General features: G+C 49.7%; 16 protein-coding genes and 1 other RNA gene. 10 read left to right on the top strand and 7 right to left on the bottom strand.

Features of this window, described 5'->3' with window-relative positions:
- Positions 1-141: 141 nt before the first annotated feature.
- From CWE15_RS04350 to CWE15_RS12170, 3 genes are all read left to right on the top strand, one after another.
- On the top strand, positions 142-426 hold the full coding sequence (locus CWE15_RS04350; RefSeq protein ID WP_126756820.1) for a transposase: 285 nt from the start codon (positions 142-144) through the stop codon (positions 424-426).
- 134 nt (positions 427-560) lie between these two features.
- Positions 561-701: an IS3 family transposase gene (locus tag CWE15_RS12175; protein ID WP_126756819.1), complete on the top strand. Its 141-nt coding sequence runs from the start codon at positions 561-563 to the stop codon at positions 699-701.
- Positions 702-703: 2 nt separating this feature from the next.
- Positions 704-973: a DDE-type integrase/transposase/recombinase gene (locus CWE15_RS12170; RefSeq protein ID WP_126756818.1), complete on the top strand. Its 270-nt coding sequence runs from the start codon at positions 704-706 to the stop codon at positions 971-973.
- A gap of 242 nt (positions 974-1,215) precedes the next feature.
- On the opposite strand, the gene ssrA is transcribed toward CWE15_RS12170, so the two are convergent.
- Positions 1,216-1,568: a transfer-messenger RNA gene (ssrA, locus tag CWE15_RS04335) on the bottom strand.
- 122 nt (positions 1,569-1,690) lie between these two features.
- The gene (locus tag CWE15_RS04330) at positions 1,691-2,311 is read right to left on the bottom strand and encodes a fumarylacetoacetate hydrolase family protein (RefSeq protein WP_126756817.1); all 621 of its coding nucleotides are present in this window, start codon (positions 2,309-2,311) and stop codon (positions 1,691-1,693) included.
- A gap of 144 nt (positions 2,312-2,455) precedes the next feature.
- On the opposite strand from CWE15_RS04330, the gene CWE15_RS04325 reads away from it, so the two are divergent.
- On the top strand, positions 2,456-4,003 hold the full coding sequence (locus CWE15_RS04325) for an AbgT family transporter (protein WP_241971840.1): 1,548 nt from the start codon (positions 2,456-2,458) through the stop codon (positions 4,001-4,003).
- On the opposite strand, the gene CWE15_RS04320 is transcribed toward CWE15_RS04325, so the two are convergent.
- On the bottom strand, positions 4,000-4,395 hold the full coding sequence (locus CWE15_RS04320) for a DUF423 domain-containing protein (RefSeq protein ID WP_126756815.1): 396 nt from the start codon (positions 4,393-4,395) through the stop codon (positions 4,000-4,002). The two genes, CWE15_RS04325 and CWE15_RS04320, sit on opposite strands and share 4 nt — an antisense overlap.
- 88 nt (positions 4,396-4,483) lie before the next feature.
- Here CWE15_RS04320 and CWE15_RS04315 point away from each other — a divergent pair, with 88 nt between their 5' ends.
- Together CWE15_RS04315 and CWE15_RS04310 are read left to right on the top strand one after the other, a co-directional pair.
- Complete coding sequence (locus CWE15_RS04315) at positions 4,484-4,846, top strand: YchJ family protein (RefSeq protein WP_126756814.1); 363 nt, start codon at positions 4,484-4,486, stop codon at positions 4,844-4,846.
- Between the two features lie 31 nt (positions 4,847-4,877).
- Positions 4,878-5,843: a M14 family metallopeptidase gene (locus tag CWE15_RS04310; protein WP_126756813.1), complete on the top strand. Its 966-nt coding sequence runs from the start codon at positions 4,878-4,880 to the stop codon at positions 5,841-5,843.
- Here the strand turns inward: CWE15_RS04310 and CWE15_RS04305 are convergent.
- From CWE15_RS04305 to CWE15_RS04290, 4 genes are all read right to left on the bottom strand, one after another.
- Positions 5,833-6,747 (bottom strand): DMT family transporter, encoded by a 915-nt coding sequence (locus CWE15_RS04305; RefSeq protein ID WP_198674967.1) that lies wholly within the window; start codon positions 6,745-6,747, stop codon positions 5,833-5,835. The genes CWE15_RS04310 and CWE15_RS04305 overlap by 11 nt on opposite strands.
- A gap of 129 nt (positions 6,748-6,876) precedes the next feature.
- Positions 6,877-8,949, bottom strand: a complete 2,073-nt coding sequence (locus CWE15_RS04300) for a protein-disulfide reductase DsbD family protein (RefSeq protein ID WP_206750089.1) — start codon at positions 8,947-8,949, stop codon at positions 6,877-6,879.
- Between the two features lie 73 nt (positions 8,950-9,022).
- Complete coding sequence (tesB, locus tag CWE15_RS04295) at positions 9,023-9,883, bottom strand: acyl-CoA thioesterase II (protein WP_126756810.1); 861 nt, start codon at positions 9,881-9,883, stop codon at positions 9,023-9,025.
- A 14-nt stretch (positions 9,884-9,897) separates the two neighbouring features.
- Positions 9,898-11,172, bottom strand: a complete 1,275-nt coding sequence (locus CWE15_RS04290) for an alkaline phosphatase family protein (RefSeq protein WP_126756809.1) — start codon at positions 11,170-11,172, stop codon at positions 9,898-9,900.
- Positions 11,173-11,357: 185 nt separating this feature from the next.
- Here CWE15_RS04290 and acnA point away from each other — a divergent pair, with 185 nt between their 5' ends.
- The 4 genes from acnA (at position 11,358) to CWE15_RS04270 (ending at position 17,316) form a co-directional block, all read left to right on the top strand.
- Positions 11,358-14,078, top strand: coding sequence for an aconitate hydratase AcnA (gene acnA / locus CWE15_RS04285; protein ID WP_126756808.1), 2,721 nt, complete (start codon positions 11,358-11,360; stop codon positions 14,076-14,078).
- A gap of 144 nt (positions 14,079-14,222) precedes the next feature.
- Complete coding sequence (locus CWE15_RS04280; RefSeq protein WP_126756807.1) at positions 14,223-14,690, top strand: hypothetical protein; 468 nt, start codon at positions 14,223-14,225, stop codon at positions 14,688-14,690.
- A complete protein-coding gene (locus tag CWE15_RS04275; protein WP_126756806.1) occupies positions 14,683-16,125 on the top strand; it encodes a sodium:solute symporter family protein in 1,443 nt (480 codons plus the stop codon). Before CWE15_RS04280 ends, CWE15_RS04275 begins: the two co-directional genes overlap by 8 nt.
- Before the next feature lie 120 nt (positions 16,126-16,245).
- Positions 16,246-17,316, top strand: coding sequence for an aspartate/ornithine carbamoyltransferase family protein (locus CWE15_RS04270; protein WP_126756805.1), 1,071 nt, complete (start codon positions 16,246-16,248; stop codon positions 17,314-17,316).
- Positions 17,317-17,325 lie beyond the last annotated feature (9 nt).

Below are 17,325 nucleotides of genomic sequence, written 5' to 3'. Positions count from 1 at the left end.
CAGTAATTTCTTGAGCGTAGATGCTTTACGCTCCTCTGAATAACGCGGCATACATCAACCTAAACCGCCCACTGTTTATTGAATAATGGCAAAATCGCCAACTGGACAACTAGGCTGACATAGTGGGCTGTCTAGCTTGAGGTGAATCAGAAGCGTCAATACAAAACCTACTCAAAAGAGTTCAAAGAAGAAGCGGTAGCCTTAGTAACCGATCAAGGCTATAGCGTTGCCGAAGCCGCTGAGGCAGTAGGTGTTAACCCCAACCAGATCTATAAATGGAAAGATCACTTAGAAGCACAAGCCAGTGGTGCTGCTTTAAGTGATAACGAACGTGCAGAGCTTATTAAGCTTCGTGCTGAAAACAAACGCTTAAAGATGGAAAAAGACATCTTAATTAAGGCCTTCTTCGCCAAGGAAATGAAATAAGTTTTAAGTTCGTTCACTCCAAGGTAAAAGAAGGCTATCCAGTGAGCTTGTGTCGCCAAGCCCTAGGCTTGAGTCGTTCAGTTTATTACGCCTAGGAGCAGCGACCTGCTCAGCTTATAAGTGCTGACATCTTTATGCTTTATCGCCAAGCGAAACAGCTTTTTGAAGAAAGCCGTAACAGTCTTGGCAGTCGTGAGCTTATGAAAGCCCTGCATAAACAGGGCTTCGCTATAGGTCGGCATAAAACACGCACCATCATGAGTAAGCTAGGCTAGTGGTGCGCCAGCGTGTTGCTTACAATGTAACCACCAAGCGTGATAAGCAGTATATTGTAGCTCCTAACTTAGTGAGTATGAACTTTAACCCTAGTCGTCCTAATCAAGTGTGGGCGGGTGATATTACTTATTTACGAACAGGCCAAGGCTGGATGTATTTAAGCGTCGTGATGGATTTATACTCTCGCCGTATTATTGGTTGGGCGATGTGGGTGCTTGTTGGGAACATCTTTGGCTCTGTTGCTTTTTTTATATACAGGAAGCCGACTTAGTCGAATTGAAGGTTGACTTCTCCTTCTTGGCTACTGTGTATACGTAAGTCTGAGTTTCACCTTATTTGGCACATAAGTAACATGGGGGGGGATTACGAAAGCCATCCCTGGCTTTCGCCCTTCGGGTCTGCGGCTTCGCCTTGATACCAAAATGCTCCCGGCATTTTGGCGAACCCTTACGGGGGTTCTCATCCACCCCAGAAACAAAAAACCCCAAGCCAAAGGCTTAGGGTTATTTTGTTTGGTGGAGCTGGGGGGATTCGAACCCCCGTCCGTTATACCGCCACTCTCGGTACTACATGCTTAGCCGTCTCATTTAGTTAACTGGTCAATCGCCGAGGGGCAGGCTATTGAACAGCGAGCTCGATTAGTTTTAACGGTTCAGCTCCGAGCGAAGCATCCGCGCGAGTCTATAATTATGACCATCCGAACCTCTGCTTATAGACGAAGCCTGAGTGGATGGTTAGCGGGGATTAAGCCGCTAAAGCGTAGTTGTTATCGTTTGCAACTATTAGTTTGAGGCTTTTTACGAGGCCAGCCCCACCTCGGCATGCACCTAAAGCTTTATGTATCCCGTCGAATCCAAATCAGCCCCTTGGTGTTACTGTGTTCATACTAACACAAATAGGTATTGGCTTGCTAGTTAAAACAACCTGTTACCTTGTGTTCTCTTAACTATATGATGGAGGTGGCAAGGGGCTATTTCAAGGGGCAAGGTTAAATGGCCCGAGTTTGTACTACTAGGTGTTCTGGCAAGAGCCGCGCGGTGAGGGTGTCGCCTGCATGGAGCGGGCCTACGCCTGCGGGTGTGCCGGTAAGTACAATGTCGCCGGGGCTCAGGGTAAAGTGTTGGCTGGCATACACTAAGACATCAAGAATTGGGCTTAACATGTGCTTGGTGTGGCCGTGTTGTTGTAGGGTGCCATTGCGTTCAAGGGTGAACTCTAAGTCGGTTAAGTTGAGGCCGTCAGCGGGGACGAACTGGCTGATAGGGCAACTGCCGTCGAAGGCTTTGGCCAGCTCCCAGGGGTGGCCTTGGGCTTTGAGCTGTTGTTGCACATCGCGCAGGGTTAAGTCGAGAGCCAACCCGATGCCATCGATGGCGTCTAACGCGGCCGCTTTGTCTGCATGTTTTAAGGGTTGCCCGAGCAATACGGCAAGCTCTAGTTCGAAGTGCAGGCTGCTGTTGTGGTGGCTCACAGGAATGGGCTCTTCAAAGGGCACCAAAGCGGTGGCGGGCTTCATAAACAATAAGGGGGTGTCAGGAATTGGGTTGTTCAGCTCTGCTGCGTGTTCTGCATAGTTTCGGCCGACACACACCACTTTGTTATAACGCATACATTGGCTCCATTTTTATATTTTGTTCAGTTATACGACATAACATCTTGCCTGGCTAGCCATCGGACGACTTTAGCGGTGACATACTGGGCGCTTTACCGTAGGATGTTTGCCGTTTTGTTAATAACTCGAAAAGGTAACGCTGTGAGTGAAGCTGTAGTTGAGCAAAAGGGCATGATCGCCTTCATTGAGCGAGTAGGGAAACGCATTCCAGATCCGGTGATTATTTTCATTTGGTTCTTTGTGGGTGCATTACTGCTCACCGGCCTGATGGGTGGCATTACGTTTGAAACCTCCACCAGTGGCACGGAAACGACCCAGTGGCAAATTAAGAACATGCTGGCTGCTGAAAATGTGGTGTGGCTATTTGATAACGCGATTGTCGCCAACTGGCTTGGTTTTGGTGGTGGTGTACTGGGCGTTATTCTCATTGTTATGTTGGGTGTTGGGGTTGCAGAAAACTCCGGTTTATTTGGTGCGGTGCTGAAGAAAATTAGCCGAGCTCTGCCAGAAAAGTTGCTGCCTTTGCTGCTTGTCTTTATTGGTATTATGTCGTCGATAGCGACTGACGCAGGTTACTTGGTGCTCATTCCTTTGGCGGGCTTGCTTTATGCCGGCTTAGGAAAAAACCCACTGATTGGTATGGCGGCGGCTTTTGCCGGGGTGTCGGCGGGCTTTAGTGCGAACCTCATTCCAGCCACGCCAATTGACGTGATTATTGGTATGAATGCCCAAGTATTCGCGGAAGCGCAGGGCATTCCTTTTGAAAACGCACAGGGTGAAGCGCTGACCCCAGCGACCATGAACTACTACTTCATTTTGGTTTCTACCTTTGTGCTAGCAGCGGTTGGCTCCTGGGTGACCTTAAAAATAGTGGCCCCGCGCTTGTCGCAAAAGGCTTTTGAAATTCCAGAAGAGCTTAAAATTACCGACTTTGACGTTACCCCAGCCGAGCGCCGTGGCTTGCGTGCTGCGGGCATCGGCTTGGTGCTTTCTTTGGTGGCTCTGTGGGGGTTAAAAGTAGGCCCTTTAGCCGACTACACCACAGCAGAAGGACAAACCGTTAAGCCCTTTATCAACAACGTGATTATTATGATCACCTTTGTTTTTATGGTGGTTGGTATTGCCTTTGGGGTGGCCAGCGGTAAGTTCCGCTCCATGATGGACGTGGTGCAGGCCATGGTGAAACAAATGGACACCATGGGCTACATTTTGGTGCTCACTTTCTTCTGTTATAACTTCTTAGGCTTGCTGAGTTACAGTGGCCTGGGTGCTTATATTACCTATTTAGGCGCCACGGGGTTAGTGAACCTTGGCTTGCAAAGCTACCCGGTGCTGTTGCTGGTGGGCTTTGTACTGGTGACGGGCCTGATAAACTTATTCGTGGGTGGTTTAACGTCGAAGTGGATGCTACTTGGGCCCATTTTCATTCCTATGTTGTACATGGTGAATGCAGAAATGACCCCAGACATTGTAGCGGCTGCCTTCCGAGTGGCGGATTCGGCCACCAATATTATTACGCCTATGATGAGCTATGCCGGGATTATTTTAGCCTTTATGCGCAAATATAACCCACAGCTGACCTTTGGTGAGATGATCGCCATGATGGTGCCATACTCACTGGCCTTCCTGGTGGTGTGGGTTATTCTATTGGTCAGCTTTTTTGCCTTTGGTATTCCGCTTGGGTTTTAACTTGGGCGTGTAGGGAGCCTGAACAGGCTCCCAGCCAGGCTTACCCAGCCGACAATAAAGCACAGTCCGCCAAGGGGTGTGATGGGACCAACCCAAGACCACTCGGTGAGCACTAAGGCATAGAGACTGCCGGAAAAACAAAGAATACCGACAAGAAAGAAACTGCCTGTGGCTTTGGCAAAAGGCAGTTGCGGTACAAGTAACACGAAAACTCCGAGCAGTGCGATACCTAAGGCATGAATAAATTGGTATAACACACCGGTTTGCCAAGTAAGCAAGGCGGGCTCGGGTACTAAGTTACGTAAGGCGTGGGCTCCAAAAGCGCCTAGCATAACGGCAACCGCCAAAAGAAGTGCGGCTGTTACCAATAAGAATTTTGCAAAGGGAGTCATAGTGTCAGGCTCTCGTGTAGTATTTAAGAGATGTTAGGCGGAAAGCTTAACAAAAACATTGTTGAACGCCTAACGTGAGGCTTTTAGTATGCAGTGTCCTTGTGGCTCGCCCCAGCCCTACCAAGCCTGTTGTGAACCTATTCATGGGGGCCACTTAGCCGATACCCCCGAAGCGCTGATGCGTGCTCGTTTTAGCGCTTTTGCACTCGAACTTCCTCGTTTTTTAGAGGATAGCTGGCACGCTTCCACCAGACCAAGCCTGAGCCTTGCCGACAACCCCAAGTGGGTGAAGTTGGAGGTGGTTTCGTCGTGGGCGAAAGGGAACACAGGCTTTGTGCATTTCCGCGCCTTTTATGACGCAGGCTTAAGCCTTGGCATGATGGAAGAAAAGTCCGACTTTGTGCGCGAGCTGGGGCAGTGGTTCTACGTGCAGGGACAGGTGCTTGCATAAAGACAACACACAGTAACAGTGGAGATATTCAATGCAACAATTAGAGCAAGAAAAACCATACTTCATTGGCCAGCCAGGTGTGCCTTGGGGAGAGACTGAAAAAGCAGCTTGGCTTGCGGTGCAAGAAGTACAACGAAGCTACCAAGCCGATGTGGTGTCTGTAATTGAAGGGTTTCAGGGCCGTTTCGACGTCGAGCAGTACAACACATTGGAATACAGCAATTTAACAGGTGAGAACTACCCCTTGTTTGCTATTAAAAATAAAAACTGGGTGGTGAACCGTCCTCTGGTGCTTATTACCGGTGGGGTGCATGGGTATGAAACCAGTGGTGTGCATGGGGCATTGCGCTTTATTCAAGAGCACTTGGAACACTACAGCCAGTTTTTCAACATGGTCGTGGCACCTTGCTTGAGTCCTTGGGGCTATGAAACCATTAACCGCTGGAACCCAAAGGCTGTCGACCCGAACCGTTCATTTTATGAAGCGAGTCCTTCTGCTGAAGCCTGCCATTTAATGTCCTATGTACATGCTCTTGAAGAGCTGCATAATGCCAAAGTGTTTGCGCACTTTGACTTGCATGAAACGACCGACACGGACAACTCGGAGTTTCGTCCGGCGTTGGCTGCGCGCGACGCCAAACCACAAAGCAGCTGGAACATTCCAGACGGTTTTTACACGGTAGCTCACTCAGAAAAGCGTGAGCTGGACTTTCAGCTGGCAGTATTAGCCGAAGTCGCCAAGGTCACACATATTGCACCGGCAGACGAAAGCGGCGGTATTATTGGGTCTCCAGCAATTGCTGAAGGTCTCATTGAATATTCGGCGACCGAGCTAGGACTGTGCATGGGCTTTACCCAAGCCAAATATGTAACCACAACGGAAGTGTACCCTGATAGTGCCAACGCTACGCCTGAGAAGTGTATTTTAGCTCAGGTCGCAGCAGTGACAGGTGGCTTAGACTACTTAAAGAGTTTGAAAGACGAGCCTAATCGTTAACGTGCCTTACTTTTGGTGTTGCCGGGGCTTTGCGAACGGTTTCTCGGTGGCTAATATAAATACCACTACCGATAACAATGGCAGAGCCCACTAAAACCCAAATGCTAGGTAGCTCGCTCCAAAAAATATAACCAAGGCCGATGGCCCAAATCATGGCGGTGTATTCAAAAGAAGAAAGAATAGACGGCGGTGCTTTGCGGTAGGCTTCGGTTAACAGGTATTGACCGATAGCACCTGAAACCCCTAAGAGTAAAAGCCAAGGCGCATGGGCCATGGTCACGGTTTCCCAATGGAAAATAGACAGGAAGCCACAGCCAATACTAAGGCTTAAAATAAAGTAAAACATCAATGCTTCTGAGGTTTCAGTGCGGTGTAAGTAGCGCACCAAAATCATGCTACAGCTGTAACCCAGCATAGAAAGTAAGCCCGCGATAACCCCGATAGAAGCAAACCCCATAGCTTTAGGGTTGAGCATCACAAGCACCCCAATAAAGCCCACCACCACGGCGGTGTATCTGTATTTTCCCACGGGCTCTTTCAACACAATGGCCGACAGCAAAGTAATGGTTAAGGGAGCGGCGAAGAAGAGCGCGTAAGCGTTTGCTAAGGGCAATTCGCGCAAGGTAAGCACAGTGGTAATTAGAAAACCAATGGAAATAAGCCCACGGAGAATATGTAAGTCAGCACGGATAACCTTTAAACGTGCCATGTTTTTACTCAGCAAAATCCAGCCAAGTATAAAAGGCAGTGAGGTGACACCCCGGAAAAAGCTAATTTGGTAGCTGCTGAGATCGGTTGCCAGCTGCTTCATGGAAACGTCCATCAGAGCAAAGCAGAACACGGCAAGAACCATAAAGATGATACCGCGGCTTATGTTTTCTGACTTGAAAAGGCTGTCGGACATAAACATACTCCATTGTTATTTTTGAAATGAAAAGGGCATGCCTCTCGCTCATGGTAGCCTAGCTTGTTGAATGGGCATACAATTTATTGAAGAAAACTTTTACGCTGCGCGAATGCACAGTGTAGACCATTAATTGAGGTTGGCTTCAATGTGCTCGCGAATAATTCGGTTGCTCAGTATTTGTGGCAGCACTTGCGGCTCTTTGCCTGGCCAATATAAAACGTATAAAGGTACCCCGTTACGACCAAATGTGGCCAAGTACTTCGTAATGGCAGGATCTTGCAAGGTCCAGTCACCCGTGAGGACCGCCACTTGATGCTGTGCAAACAGGGCCTCGGTAGCGTCTGTGGTTAAGGCCACGCGTTCATTGGCCAAGCAGGTAATACACCAGTCGGCGGTCATATTGACAAACACTGGCTGCTGCGTACGCAGTTGGTCGAGCTTGGTTTGAGACCACGCGCCTTCTGCATCGACTGTGTGGCTTGTTGCTGTGGCCTGTAAAACCGCCAAACTTTGATAAAAAGTAGCAGCGGCAAGGGCTAGTAAAAGCCAAACAACAGCGATGCTGCTACTCCTTCTTGTAGCGCGCAATTGTTGCTTACCCCACCACCACAGGGCTGTTGCAAACAGTACAATGGTCAACAGCATAAGCACTAAGCTGTCGATGCCCGTTTGCCGGCCGAAGACCCAAAGTAGCCAAACGGCGGTTATATACATGGGGATGGCCATCCATTCTTTAAAGGTCTCCATCCACGGGCCAGGCCTTGGTAAAAGGCGTGCAAGTGCCGGGACAAAACCAATGATAAAGAAGGGAGCAGCTAAACCCAAACCAAGGGCTGCAAATATGCTTAAAGCTAAAACTGGCGGCTGGGTAATCGCATAACCGAGTGCTACGCCCATAAAAGGGGCGGTGCAAGGGCTTGCAACAAGTACCGCAAGCACACCGGTGGCAAAAGACTGGCGTGCTTTTGTATGTTGTGATGGCGAAAGCTGACCTTGACCTAGGCCCATGAAGCGCGTACCAACTTGAAAGGTACCGGCGAGGTTTAAGCCAATAGCAACAAATAATAAGGTTAAGCCTGCGATAAGCCATGGGTTTTGAAGCTGAAACCCCCAACCTAATGCTTGGCCGGCGGCTCGCAGCGCCATTAAGGTGGCGGCAATAACGAGAAAGCTAAGAACAACCCCGAAAGTATACCATAAACTCTCTTGCTTTATGCGGCTCCCGTGGCCTGCCTGGTTGCCCTGGGCAAGGGCCATGGCCTTCAGGGACAAGACAGGAAATACACAGGGCATGAGGTTTAACAGCAGCCCGCCGAGGAAAGCAAAGGCAAACACCAGCCCAAGGGGCTTGGCCTGCGCAGAGTTCGCCAGAGTAGGGGTTACCTTGGTGGCGAGAAGTTCATACTGTGCAGAGCCTATACTGAGCTGAACCTGCAAGGCTTTGGGGAAGTCTGCATGTCCGAGTTCCTGTGCATTTGCTTGTAATGGCTGGCGAATAACGAGTAAGTTATCGACGGTTTCAACGGATTGCTCAGCGGTCAGGTCGAGGTGGCGACCAGCGCCGATAAAAGCAAAAGTCTGGCCAGGACCACCGTTTGTTTCAACATGCTCTACAGCCGCTTGAGACTCGATCAACAAGGTCAGCTGGTTCGCTTGAATGTCGAAGTGGGCAGGCCAGGGTGCTAACACAGGTTGTTGGGCCCGCGCCTGTTGAAATTGCTGTTGTTGGCTTGGCTCAAAAGTGTTGCCCAGGGGTATAGAGACACTCAGTTCAGAGCTGCCAGCTTGGCAAGAGCTTGGGTTGCTTTGTTGACACACCTGCCAATGCAAGGTCGCGCCCAGCGTCACTGTTGGGTGCTGGGTCGGGTCGAGGCTTGTTGGAAAAGCGTAGTCCACGAGCAAATAATGCGGACCGGCAAAGCCTACTGGCGTCCCTGCTGGCGTTTCAATGGTTTGTACTTTAGGCCACTGAGTTTCATCAAAATAGGTGCCGTCGGGCCCATGCCACTCAATGGCAAGAGCTTGTGGACCAGACCAATGGGTAAAGGTGTTGGCTGCAGGTGTAAGAGCAATAGCTAAGCTGGAAATACGCCCCGGCACAACCCGACTGTGCTCGCTTAGTAAAGTCGCCTTCAATAGGGGCGACTCAGCAAGGTGGGAGTTTGCTTGTGCGCTGCTGGCTAGCAGCCAAATAAACATAAGCGCTGCCCAGTAAAGACCCAGAGAAGGCTTCCTAAACATAAAGCTGCGCATATTGTACATCCCTTATTGATTAATCGTGTTTGCGGATTAAACCTTCTTGTGCGGTTGAGGCGACCAGCTCTCCCTGGCGGTTGTATATTTCACCACGGACTAATGCCCGAGCATTTGAGGCACTTGGCGAGTCAATCGCATACAACAACCAGTCGTCCATGCGAAATGGGCGGTGATACCACATAGCATGGTCGAGTGAAGCCATTTGCATTTTCGGGCTGGCAAAGCTAATACCATGAGGCTGCAGCGCCGTGGGCAAAAAGTTAAAGTCGGAAGCATACGCCAACAGGTACTTGTGCACGGCTTGGTCGTTGGGCAGAGGCCCATTGGCTTTGATCCACACATAACGCTTCGCTTCCGTTTTCTTTGGCTCAAAGGGGTTATAGTGGGTGGCAAAGCGCATTAAAATGGGCTTGTCGCTGGTAAACTTTTCACGCAGTGGTTCGGGAATGTAGTCTGCATAGGCGCGGTGCACATCAAGGTCTGACTGCAACCCTTCTGGACCGGCAACTTCGGGCATAGGGCTTTGGTGCTCAAAGCCAGGCTCTTTTCCTTGGAACGAGACGGTCATATGGAAAATGACGTTGCCATGTTGCACGGCTTTCACCCGGCGCGTACAAAAGCTTTTTCCTTCTCTAATGCGCTCTACGTCGTACACAACCGGGTGGTTAGCGTCGCCAGGGCGTAAAAAGTAACTATGAAACGAGTGTACTTCGCGGTCTGGGGCTACGGTTTCTTTTGCTGCAGAAAGGGACTGGCCCATAACCTGGCCACCAAACAAGGCGACAAAACCAAGATCTTGGCTTTGACCGCGGTAAATACCATGCTCTATGGTTTCTAAGTCCATTAAAGCGAGTAAATCGTTAAGCACCTGACTCATAGTAACTCCTTGTATTACTTGGCGTTTGCGTCCAATAAAATATCTATCACGGCTGGGTTGCCGTCGTGGGGTGCAGCTTGTAGGCCTAAAATATTAGCGAGCACCTGATAAAGGTCGACCATTTCAAACCCTTCTACCTGGGCTTCACGCTTAAATGCAGGCCCAGTCGCAATAAACATACCGAACATATTGGTGTGGTCGTTATCGTAACCATGGCTACCATTGGTAGCGCTTAGGCTTTCTTCGTCTTGCTGTTGTGACCAAGCGTCGCGAACGAAGATATGGCCAGGGTTCGCTACTAAGGTAATCTCGGCAATTCGGCGATGATCCGTATACTGAAAACGCTCGGGCATATCTTGCTTGCGTAGCACCTGGCCAAATGAGGCAGGGATGGCTTCTTTAAGCTGCTTATATAAGGTTTCAGCTTGTCCTGGTAATGGGTATACACTGACAATCTCGCGTGAAATAACAACCTCTTGCGCTAAGCTGGTGTCGAAGGCTGTGTCGATAACAAAGTGGTCGTGTAGGTCCACCGCTTGCATGCCATGGTCTGAGGCGATCACCAAGTTGACCTTATCACTTAAACCACGGGCTTCAAGGCCGGCAAGTAAAAAACCGATTTCTGCGTCAATGGCTGCAAAGGTTTCTGCAACCTCAGGCGACTCTGGGCCAAACATGTGACCCGCTGTGTCTACGTCGCTAAAGTAGAGGGTAATCAGCTGTGGCCGCTCGGCCGCTGGTAAGTCAAGCCATTCAAGCACTTGGGTAACACGGGCACGGTTGGAAATAGAGCCGTCATATCGGTACCAGTAGCTCGGGCGGGTTTCTTGAATGGCCGTTTCAGAGCCAGGAAAAAAGAAAGTGGCTGCCGTCACACCTTGTTGCTCGGCCGTGATCCAAATTGGCTCGCCGCCCCACCAGCGTGAGTTTTCAACTTCTTCCCGTTTGCCCATAGAAAACACCACGTCGTACTCTGGGTCGTACATGCTGTTATTAACCAAACCATGGTGTGTGGGGCGTAAACCTGTTACTAATGAGTAATGGTTGGGGAAGGTTTTGCTTGGAAAAACAGGCTTTAAATACTCTGCACGAACACCACGGCTGGCAATACTGCTTAAATGGGGTGCTGTGTACAGGTCGAGATAGTCGTAGCGTGCTCCGTCTATCGAAATAAGTATAACCGTTTGGTCCCCGTCAGCTTTTGGGGTTGAAGGTGGTGTAGCACACGCCCCCAGAAAGACCAGTGCACTAAGGCAAGCAACAACAGACGAAAAAAAACGTACAGCCATGAATGTGTCCCTATACTAAATGAAGAGAATTGAAGCCCAACAGTATAGCCGAGAGGTAATGATATTTCTTGCTATTTAATCGAGAAATATCACAGATTTAACGGATCAATATAGGCCAAGCTTGATTTATATAGTAGCTGGTCCAAGATAAATAATAACAGCGACAACTAAGTGGAGACATGTTTATGTCAAGTAACGATAGTTTCAATACCTTGAGTCAACTCGATGCAGCTGGCCAAACCCTACATTACTATAGTTTACCAAAAGCGGCGGAGTCGCTAGGGAATTTAGATGCACTCCCCATTTCACTCAAAGTTTTATTAGAAAACTTGCTGCGCCACGAAGATGGCACCACGGTCACCAAAACAGATATTAAAGCGGTGGCAGAGTGGCTTACACGTAAAAGCTCGGACCAAGACATTGAATACCGTCCTGCGCGCGTATTAATGCAAGACTTCACCGGGGTGCCTGCTGTGGTTGACTTAGCCGCCATGCGCGATGCAGTTGCAAAGGCAGGTCTGCCAGCCAATGCTATTAACCCTTTGTCGTCGGTGGACCTAGTAATAGACCACTCGGTTATGGTGGATAAATTTGGTACGCCGGCAGCCTTTGAAGCCAACGTAAAAAAGGAAATGGAACGCAACAAAGAGCGTTATGAGTTTTTACGCTGGGGGCAAAAGGCCTTTGATAATTTTAGAGTGGTACCGCCTGGTACAGGTATTTGTCACCAAGTGAACTTAGAGTATTTAGCAAAAGTTGCTTGGACCAGTGAAGAAAACGGTAAAACCTTCGTTTACCCTGATACTTTGGTCGGAACGGATTCTCATACCACCATGATCAACGGACTCGGCGTGTTGGGCTGGGGTGTGGGTGGTATTGAAGCGGAAGCAGCCATGCTGGGCCAGCCTATTTCCATGTTAATACCTGAAGTAGTTGGCTTCCGTTTAGAAGGAGCCTTACAGGAAGGAGTTACCGCCACGGACTTGGTTCTCACAGTGACACAAATGCTGCGCCAACACGGCGTGGTGGGCAAGTTTGTGGAGTTCTATGGCCCTGGCTTGAAGCATTTACCGCTGGCCGACCGTGCCACCATTAGTAATATGTCACCAGAGTACGGAGCTACCTGTGGCTTTTTCCCTGTAGACGAAGAAACATTGCGCTACTTACGCCTGTCGGGTCGGTCTGAAGAGACCATTGCTCGCGTAGAAGCCTACTACAAAGCACAAAATATGTGGGGCTCGGCCGATAACGAGCCTGAATTCACCTCGACCCTTAGCTTAGATATGGCCAATGTCGTGCCTTCACTGGCAGGACCAACTCGTCCGCAAGACCGCGTTGCGGTACCAAACTTGCCGGCTAGCTTTGACTTGTTCTTAGAGTCGCAAGGCGTGGCAAAAGGCGACGAAATGGGGGGCGCCAGCTTAACCAAAGCCGACGAAACACCGTCTACGCGCGTGCCACTTGAGGGCACCGGCCATAAGCTTTCCCATGGTGACGTGGTGATAGCCGCTATTACCTCTTGTACCAACACGTCAAACCCAAGCGTGATGTTGGCCGCTGGCTTAGTCGCGAAAAAAGCACTTGCACGAGGCTTACAGCGTAAACCTTGGGTGAAGTCGTCCTTAGCGCCAGGCTCTAAAGTGGTCACCGACTATTTGGAAGCGGCAGGCTTAGACAGCTACCTAGATGAATTAGGTTTTGACTTGGTGGGGTATGGCTGTACGACCTGTATAGGAAACTCCGGCCCATTAAACGACGACGTGGCCCAAGCCATTGATAAGGGAGACTTAGTGGTCTCGTCCGTGCTTTCAGGAAACCGAAACTTTGAAGGGCGGATACACCCGCAAGTGAAGGCGAACTGGCTTGCGTCGCCACCCTTGGTCGTGGCGTATGCTATTGCCGGAACAACCCGTGTGGACATTAGCACAGCCCCTTTAGGCGAAGACCAAGAGGGCAAACCGGTGTACTTGAAGGACATTTGGCCAAGTAGCGACGAAATTAATGAGGCGATGCGTAAGGTCACCAGCGATATGTTTAAAACCCAGTACAGTGCTGTATTCGATGGCGATGAGCATTGGCAGGCGTTGGATGTACCAGACAGTGAAACCTATGAATGGCGCAGCGATTCCACCTATGTGGCCAACCCGCCTTTCTTTAAAGGTATTGATAAACCAGCACCGGAGCCAGAAGACATTGAAGGGGCCCGTGTGTTGGCGGTACTCGGAGACACCATTACCACGGACCACATTTCACCCGCAGGGGCTATTAAAGCTGATGCACCGGCCGGCCAGTACTTGCTAGAGCAGGGCGTGGCGGAAGCCGACTTTAACTCCTACGGCTCTCGCCGAGGCAACCACGAAGTAATGATGCGTGGTACCTTTGCCAATATTCGCATTAAGAACTTGATGCTGCCGGGTACAGAAGGGGGGTATACCCGCTACTTGCCAGACGGCGAGGAAATGTCGATTTATGACGCCGCCATGCGTTACCAAGCCGATAAGGTGCCCCTTGTGGTGCTGGCGGGTAAAGAATATGGTACCGGCTCGAGCCGTGACTGGGCAGCCAAGGGGACGCGTCTGCTTGGTGTGAAAGCCGTCATTGCCGAAAGCTATGAGCGTATTCACCGCTCGAACCTAGTGGGAATGGGCGTATTGCCATTGCAATTCAGTGAGGGTGAGTCAGCCCAAAGCCTTGGCTTAACGGGAGAGGAAGTTCTTTCAATCCGCGGTTTGAGTGATGGCATTGATGTGGGCAAAACCTTGCAAGCCGTGGCGACAAAGCCTGACGGCAGTGAGGTTCAGTTCAAGGTGCAGTGCCGCATTGATACCGTGAACGAGGTGTCCTACTTCTTAAGCGGTGGTATTTTACACCATGTACTGCGCGAGCTAGTGCAGAAAGCTCAATAACAAACCTGAAGATAGCCCCTGTTGGTGACATATCCGCAGGGGCTTATTTGCATTTGAAAAATACCCTTGTTAGGGTAAATACTTTGTTACTCACCAACGGGTTGAATGCCAATAAGCGGCAACCTGTATGGCCAGAGGAGCCCCATGACACAAGCAGGAACATGGAAAGTGCTGCTGATGTGCAGCCTACTATTTTATGCTGCAACCTGTTCAGGTGTAGCTTCTGCAGCGAGCGAATTGAAGCTTGAAGGCCCATTAGAGCCTGTCGCTGAAGGCTACTTTCAACTGCATATAAACGAGCCACAACACCCCCCAGACGTGGTGATTGAACAGTCAAGTACACCGTCTTTTCAGTCTATTACTGCACGCTACTCGCCCATGGGCGACTTCCAACAAATTTCCCTCAGTGGTTTTGCTTCAGGTGACTATTACTTCCGCGCTCGTAGCCAAGAAATGCTCAGTAACACAGTGCATGTGGTGGTTGCGCACCATTCCCTACAACAAGCTTTCACGTTGTTTTTTATTGGCGCGGCACTTTTTGCCGTGTTAGTGCTGTGCATTTTGCGCTACCACAGGCTTCAGCAAAAACAGGTAACCACACACCATGACTGATGTAGTGAACCAACCTGAGTTTGCTTTAAATAGCAGCTTAGGATTAATCCTTGTAATTTGTTTTGGTCTATTGTGGGTCGCTTTCGGCTGGTACCTGGGTCGCTCTAACAAAACCCATGAAGACTTTGCGCTAGCTGGCCGAAATGTGGGGTTTGCTTTTGCCACGGCCACCGCCATGGCCACCTGGGTGACCAGTAACACCACCTTAGTAGCCCCTGAACTGACCTATCAATTTGGCATTTGGGGCATGGTTGGTTATTCCTTTGCCGCTTTGGGGCTTATTTTATTTGCGCCTTTGTCTGCCCGTATTCGTCAGTTACTCCCACAAGGCTACACCAGCGGCGACTTCATTCGGTTACGCTATGGGCCATTTGCGTGGCGTTTATTTTTACTCATTTCTTTGGTGTATGCGCTAGGTTGGTTGATTAGTTTAGGTATGGCTGGGGGAATTCTGCTGCAGGCATTAAGCGGCCTAGACTACCATATAGGCATGACAGCTATTTTATTCATTTGTGTGACCTACACTTTGTTTGGTGGTTTAAAAGCGGTCATAGCCACCGACTTTATTCAAGCTCTCATTATTATCATTGGTATTGTGCTGGTTGCTGTTTTACTACTTGAACATCATGGCCTAGAGTCCGTGCATGAACAGTTGAGTAGCAACCACCCGCAGCTGTTGAGCTTACTTTTTCCGGCCGCCATTATGTTTTTATTCAACAATATATTCTTTGGGCTTGGGGAAATATTCCACTCCAATGTGTGGTGGTCGCGGGCTTTAGCCTTTCGGAAAAGAGTGGCATTTAAAGCCTTCTTACTAGGGGGCGTATTGTGGTTACCCATTCCTATTGTGGCGGGTTTTATTGCATTAGCGGCGCCCCAATTAGGCTTATTCCCACCAAGCCCGGACATGGTAGGGCCCAGTGTTGCAGCGCATGTGCTGGGGAGCTTTGGGGCCTTAGTCGTATTTATCGTGGTGTTTTCGGCACTGGCTTCAAGTCTCGACTCGCTGCTTGCGGCAACGTCCGACTTGGTTACCCGCGATGTCTATCAAAAGCATATAAACCCCACAGCCAATGACAAAAAGCTACTGCGAGTTAGCAGGCGTTCGATTGTTTTATTAGGCCTTATTACGTGGCTGCTTTGTTTACCGCAAATTGCCACGCTGGGTGCCTTGTTAAACTTTACTGGGGCCTTTGTGGCCAGCACCATTTGGCCTATCGTTTTGGGGCTTTATAACCCTAAGCTTTCTGGGCGTTGGGCCGCAGCAGCTATGGGGCTAGGAACAATAACTGGGTTAGCTATGTACTTTCTTGTTGGGTTCTACGTAGCAGCATTAACCGCTTGCTTAGTGTCAGGGCTGTGCTCTTGGCTAGGCATTTACTTGAGTAACACCAACTTCGACTGGGCAACACTGAATGAGGAGGAGCAACCATGATGTCTTTATTTGCATTATCTGCTCTTGTTGGCGGCGCCTTACTGCTGGCTATTGCAGCGCCTGTCACCTTGCTGGTGTTGTTTATTTTAGACTCAAAAGCAAAAGAGATTTGGTAATACTATGAACGAAAGTGATGCGTCCTTTGATCGTGAACGACCTGATGTATACGGCGATGCCCACCCGAAGGCGCTACTTCGTGCTATTCAGGAAGACGGTGACTATTTATTAAAGCTGTCTAACAAGCATATTGTGTCGGCAGATCAGCTGTGTAAAAACACTTTGAAGCAGTTGTTCCGATTGGCTGCGAAGTATGAGAGTAACCCCACACGTTTTAGTACCCCACTGCAGGGGAAAATACTGATTAGCGCCTTCTATGAACCGAGCACCCGTACCCGTTTAAGTTTTGAGAGTGCCTGGCACAGACTGGGTGGCGACATTATGTCGATAACAGACCAAGCCACTACAGGTATTGCCAAAGGCGAATGCCTAGACGATGTGGCGGAGATGTTTAATAACTATGGCGACTGTGTGGTTCTGCGCGACACAAAAGCCGACTCGATTAACGTGATGATGGACGCCTTGCGTATTCCTATTATTAATGCGGGCAACGGCACCGATGAACATCCCACCCAGGCCATGTCGGACTTGTACGCAATTTTAAAGTGGCGGCCGCAGCTATTAACCGACGAGCGGACCGACGCGGACCTTATTACCATGGGGATTGTGGGCGTGCCGGGCAAAATGCGGACGGTGCGTAGCTTACTTAAAACCTTGGCCGTGTTTGCGGACTGCTTTAAAGAGATTGTGATTATTCATGACGCGGATATGAAAAACGAGCTGTTTAGCGAAGGGCAGCGGGAAGAGCTAGAAGAAAAGGGCTTAAACCTAACCTTTAGCAGCGACTTAGACAAAGAGTTGCCGCGTCTTGATGTGACCTATATTAATGCGATTTCCTGGGAAGGCGACGGCTTTGAAACCTACGGCAGCACTTTTTGCTTAAATGCCAAGTCCCCGTTAAAAGAAGACGGCATTATTTTACACCCGCTGGCGCGGGGAGAAGAGCTCGACAGAGATCTCGACAATACGCCACACAATTGGTATTTCAGCCAAGCCCGTGGCGCAGTATTTTTACGTATGGCGCTGCTTACCTGTATGGTGCAGCGCACAGAACGTGTTATCGACGTAGTATAAGGAGTCTAA

The organism is Aliidiomarina taiwanensis (genome assembly GCF_003987015.1).
GTDB classification, from domain to species: Bacteria; Pseudomonadota; Gammaproteobacteria; order Enterobacterales; family Alteromonadaceae; genus Aliidiomarina; species Aliidiomarina taiwanensis.
The sequence above is the reverse complement of the archived record's forward strand: the minus strand, read 5'-3'. Positions and strand labels throughout refer to the sequence as shown.

Excerpts from the sequence above, each read along its gene's own strand:
- tesB (WP_126756810.1), bottom strand. The coding sequence starts at position 9,883 with ATGAGTCAGGTGCTTAACGATTTACTCGCTTTAATGGACTTAGAAACC.
- CWE15_RS04310 (WP_126756813.1), top strand. The coding sequence starts at position 4,878 with ATGCAACAATTAGAGCAAGAAAAACCATACTTCATTGGCCAGCCAGGT.
- CWE15_RS12175 (WP_126756819.1), top strand. The coding sequence starts at position 561 with ATGCTTTATCGCCAAGCGAAACAGCTTTTTGAAGAAAGCCGTAACAGT.
- acnA (WP_126756808.1), top strand. The coding sequence starts at position 11,358 with ATGTCAAGTAACGATAGTTTCAATACCTTGAGTCAACTCGATGCAGCT.
- CWE15_RS04270 (WP_126756805.1), top strand. The coding sequence starts at position 16,246 with ATGAACGAAAGTGATGCGTCCTTTGATCGTGAACGACCTGATGTATAC.
- CWE15_RS04275 (WP_126756806.1), top strand. The coding sequence starts at position 14,683 with ATGACTGATGTAGTGAACCAACCTGAGTTTGCTTTAAATAGCAGCTTA.
- CWE15_RS04300 (WP_206750089.1), bottom strand. The coding sequence starts at position 8,949 with ATGTTTATTTGGCTGCTAGCCAGCAGCGCACAAGCAAACTCCCACCTT.
- CWE15_RS04290 (WP_126756809.1), bottom strand. The coding sequence starts at position 11,172 with ATGGCTGTACGTTTTTTTTCGTCTGTTGTTGCTTGCCTTAGTGCACTG.
- CWE15_RS04315 (WP_126756814.1), top strand. The coding sequence starts at position 4,484 with ATGCAGTGTCCTTGTGGCTCGCCCCAGCCCTACCAAGCCTGTTGTGAA.
- CWE15_RS04330 (WP_126756817.1), bottom strand. The coding sequence starts at position 2,311 with ATGCGTTATAACAAAGTGGTGTGTGTCGGCCGAAACTATGCAGAACAC.
- CWE15_RS04320 (WP_126756815.1), bottom strand. The coding sequence starts at position 4,395 with ATGACTCCCTTTGCAAAATTCTTATTGGTAACAGCCGCACTTCTTTTG.
- CWE15_RS04280 (WP_126756807.1), top strand. The coding sequence starts at position 14,223 with ATGACACAAGCAGGAACATGGAAAGTGCTGCTGATGTGCAGCCTACTA.
- CWE15_RS04305 (WP_198674967.1), bottom strand. The coding sequence starts at position 6,747 with ATGTCCGACAGCCTTTTCAAGTCAGAAAACATAAGCCGCGGTATCATC.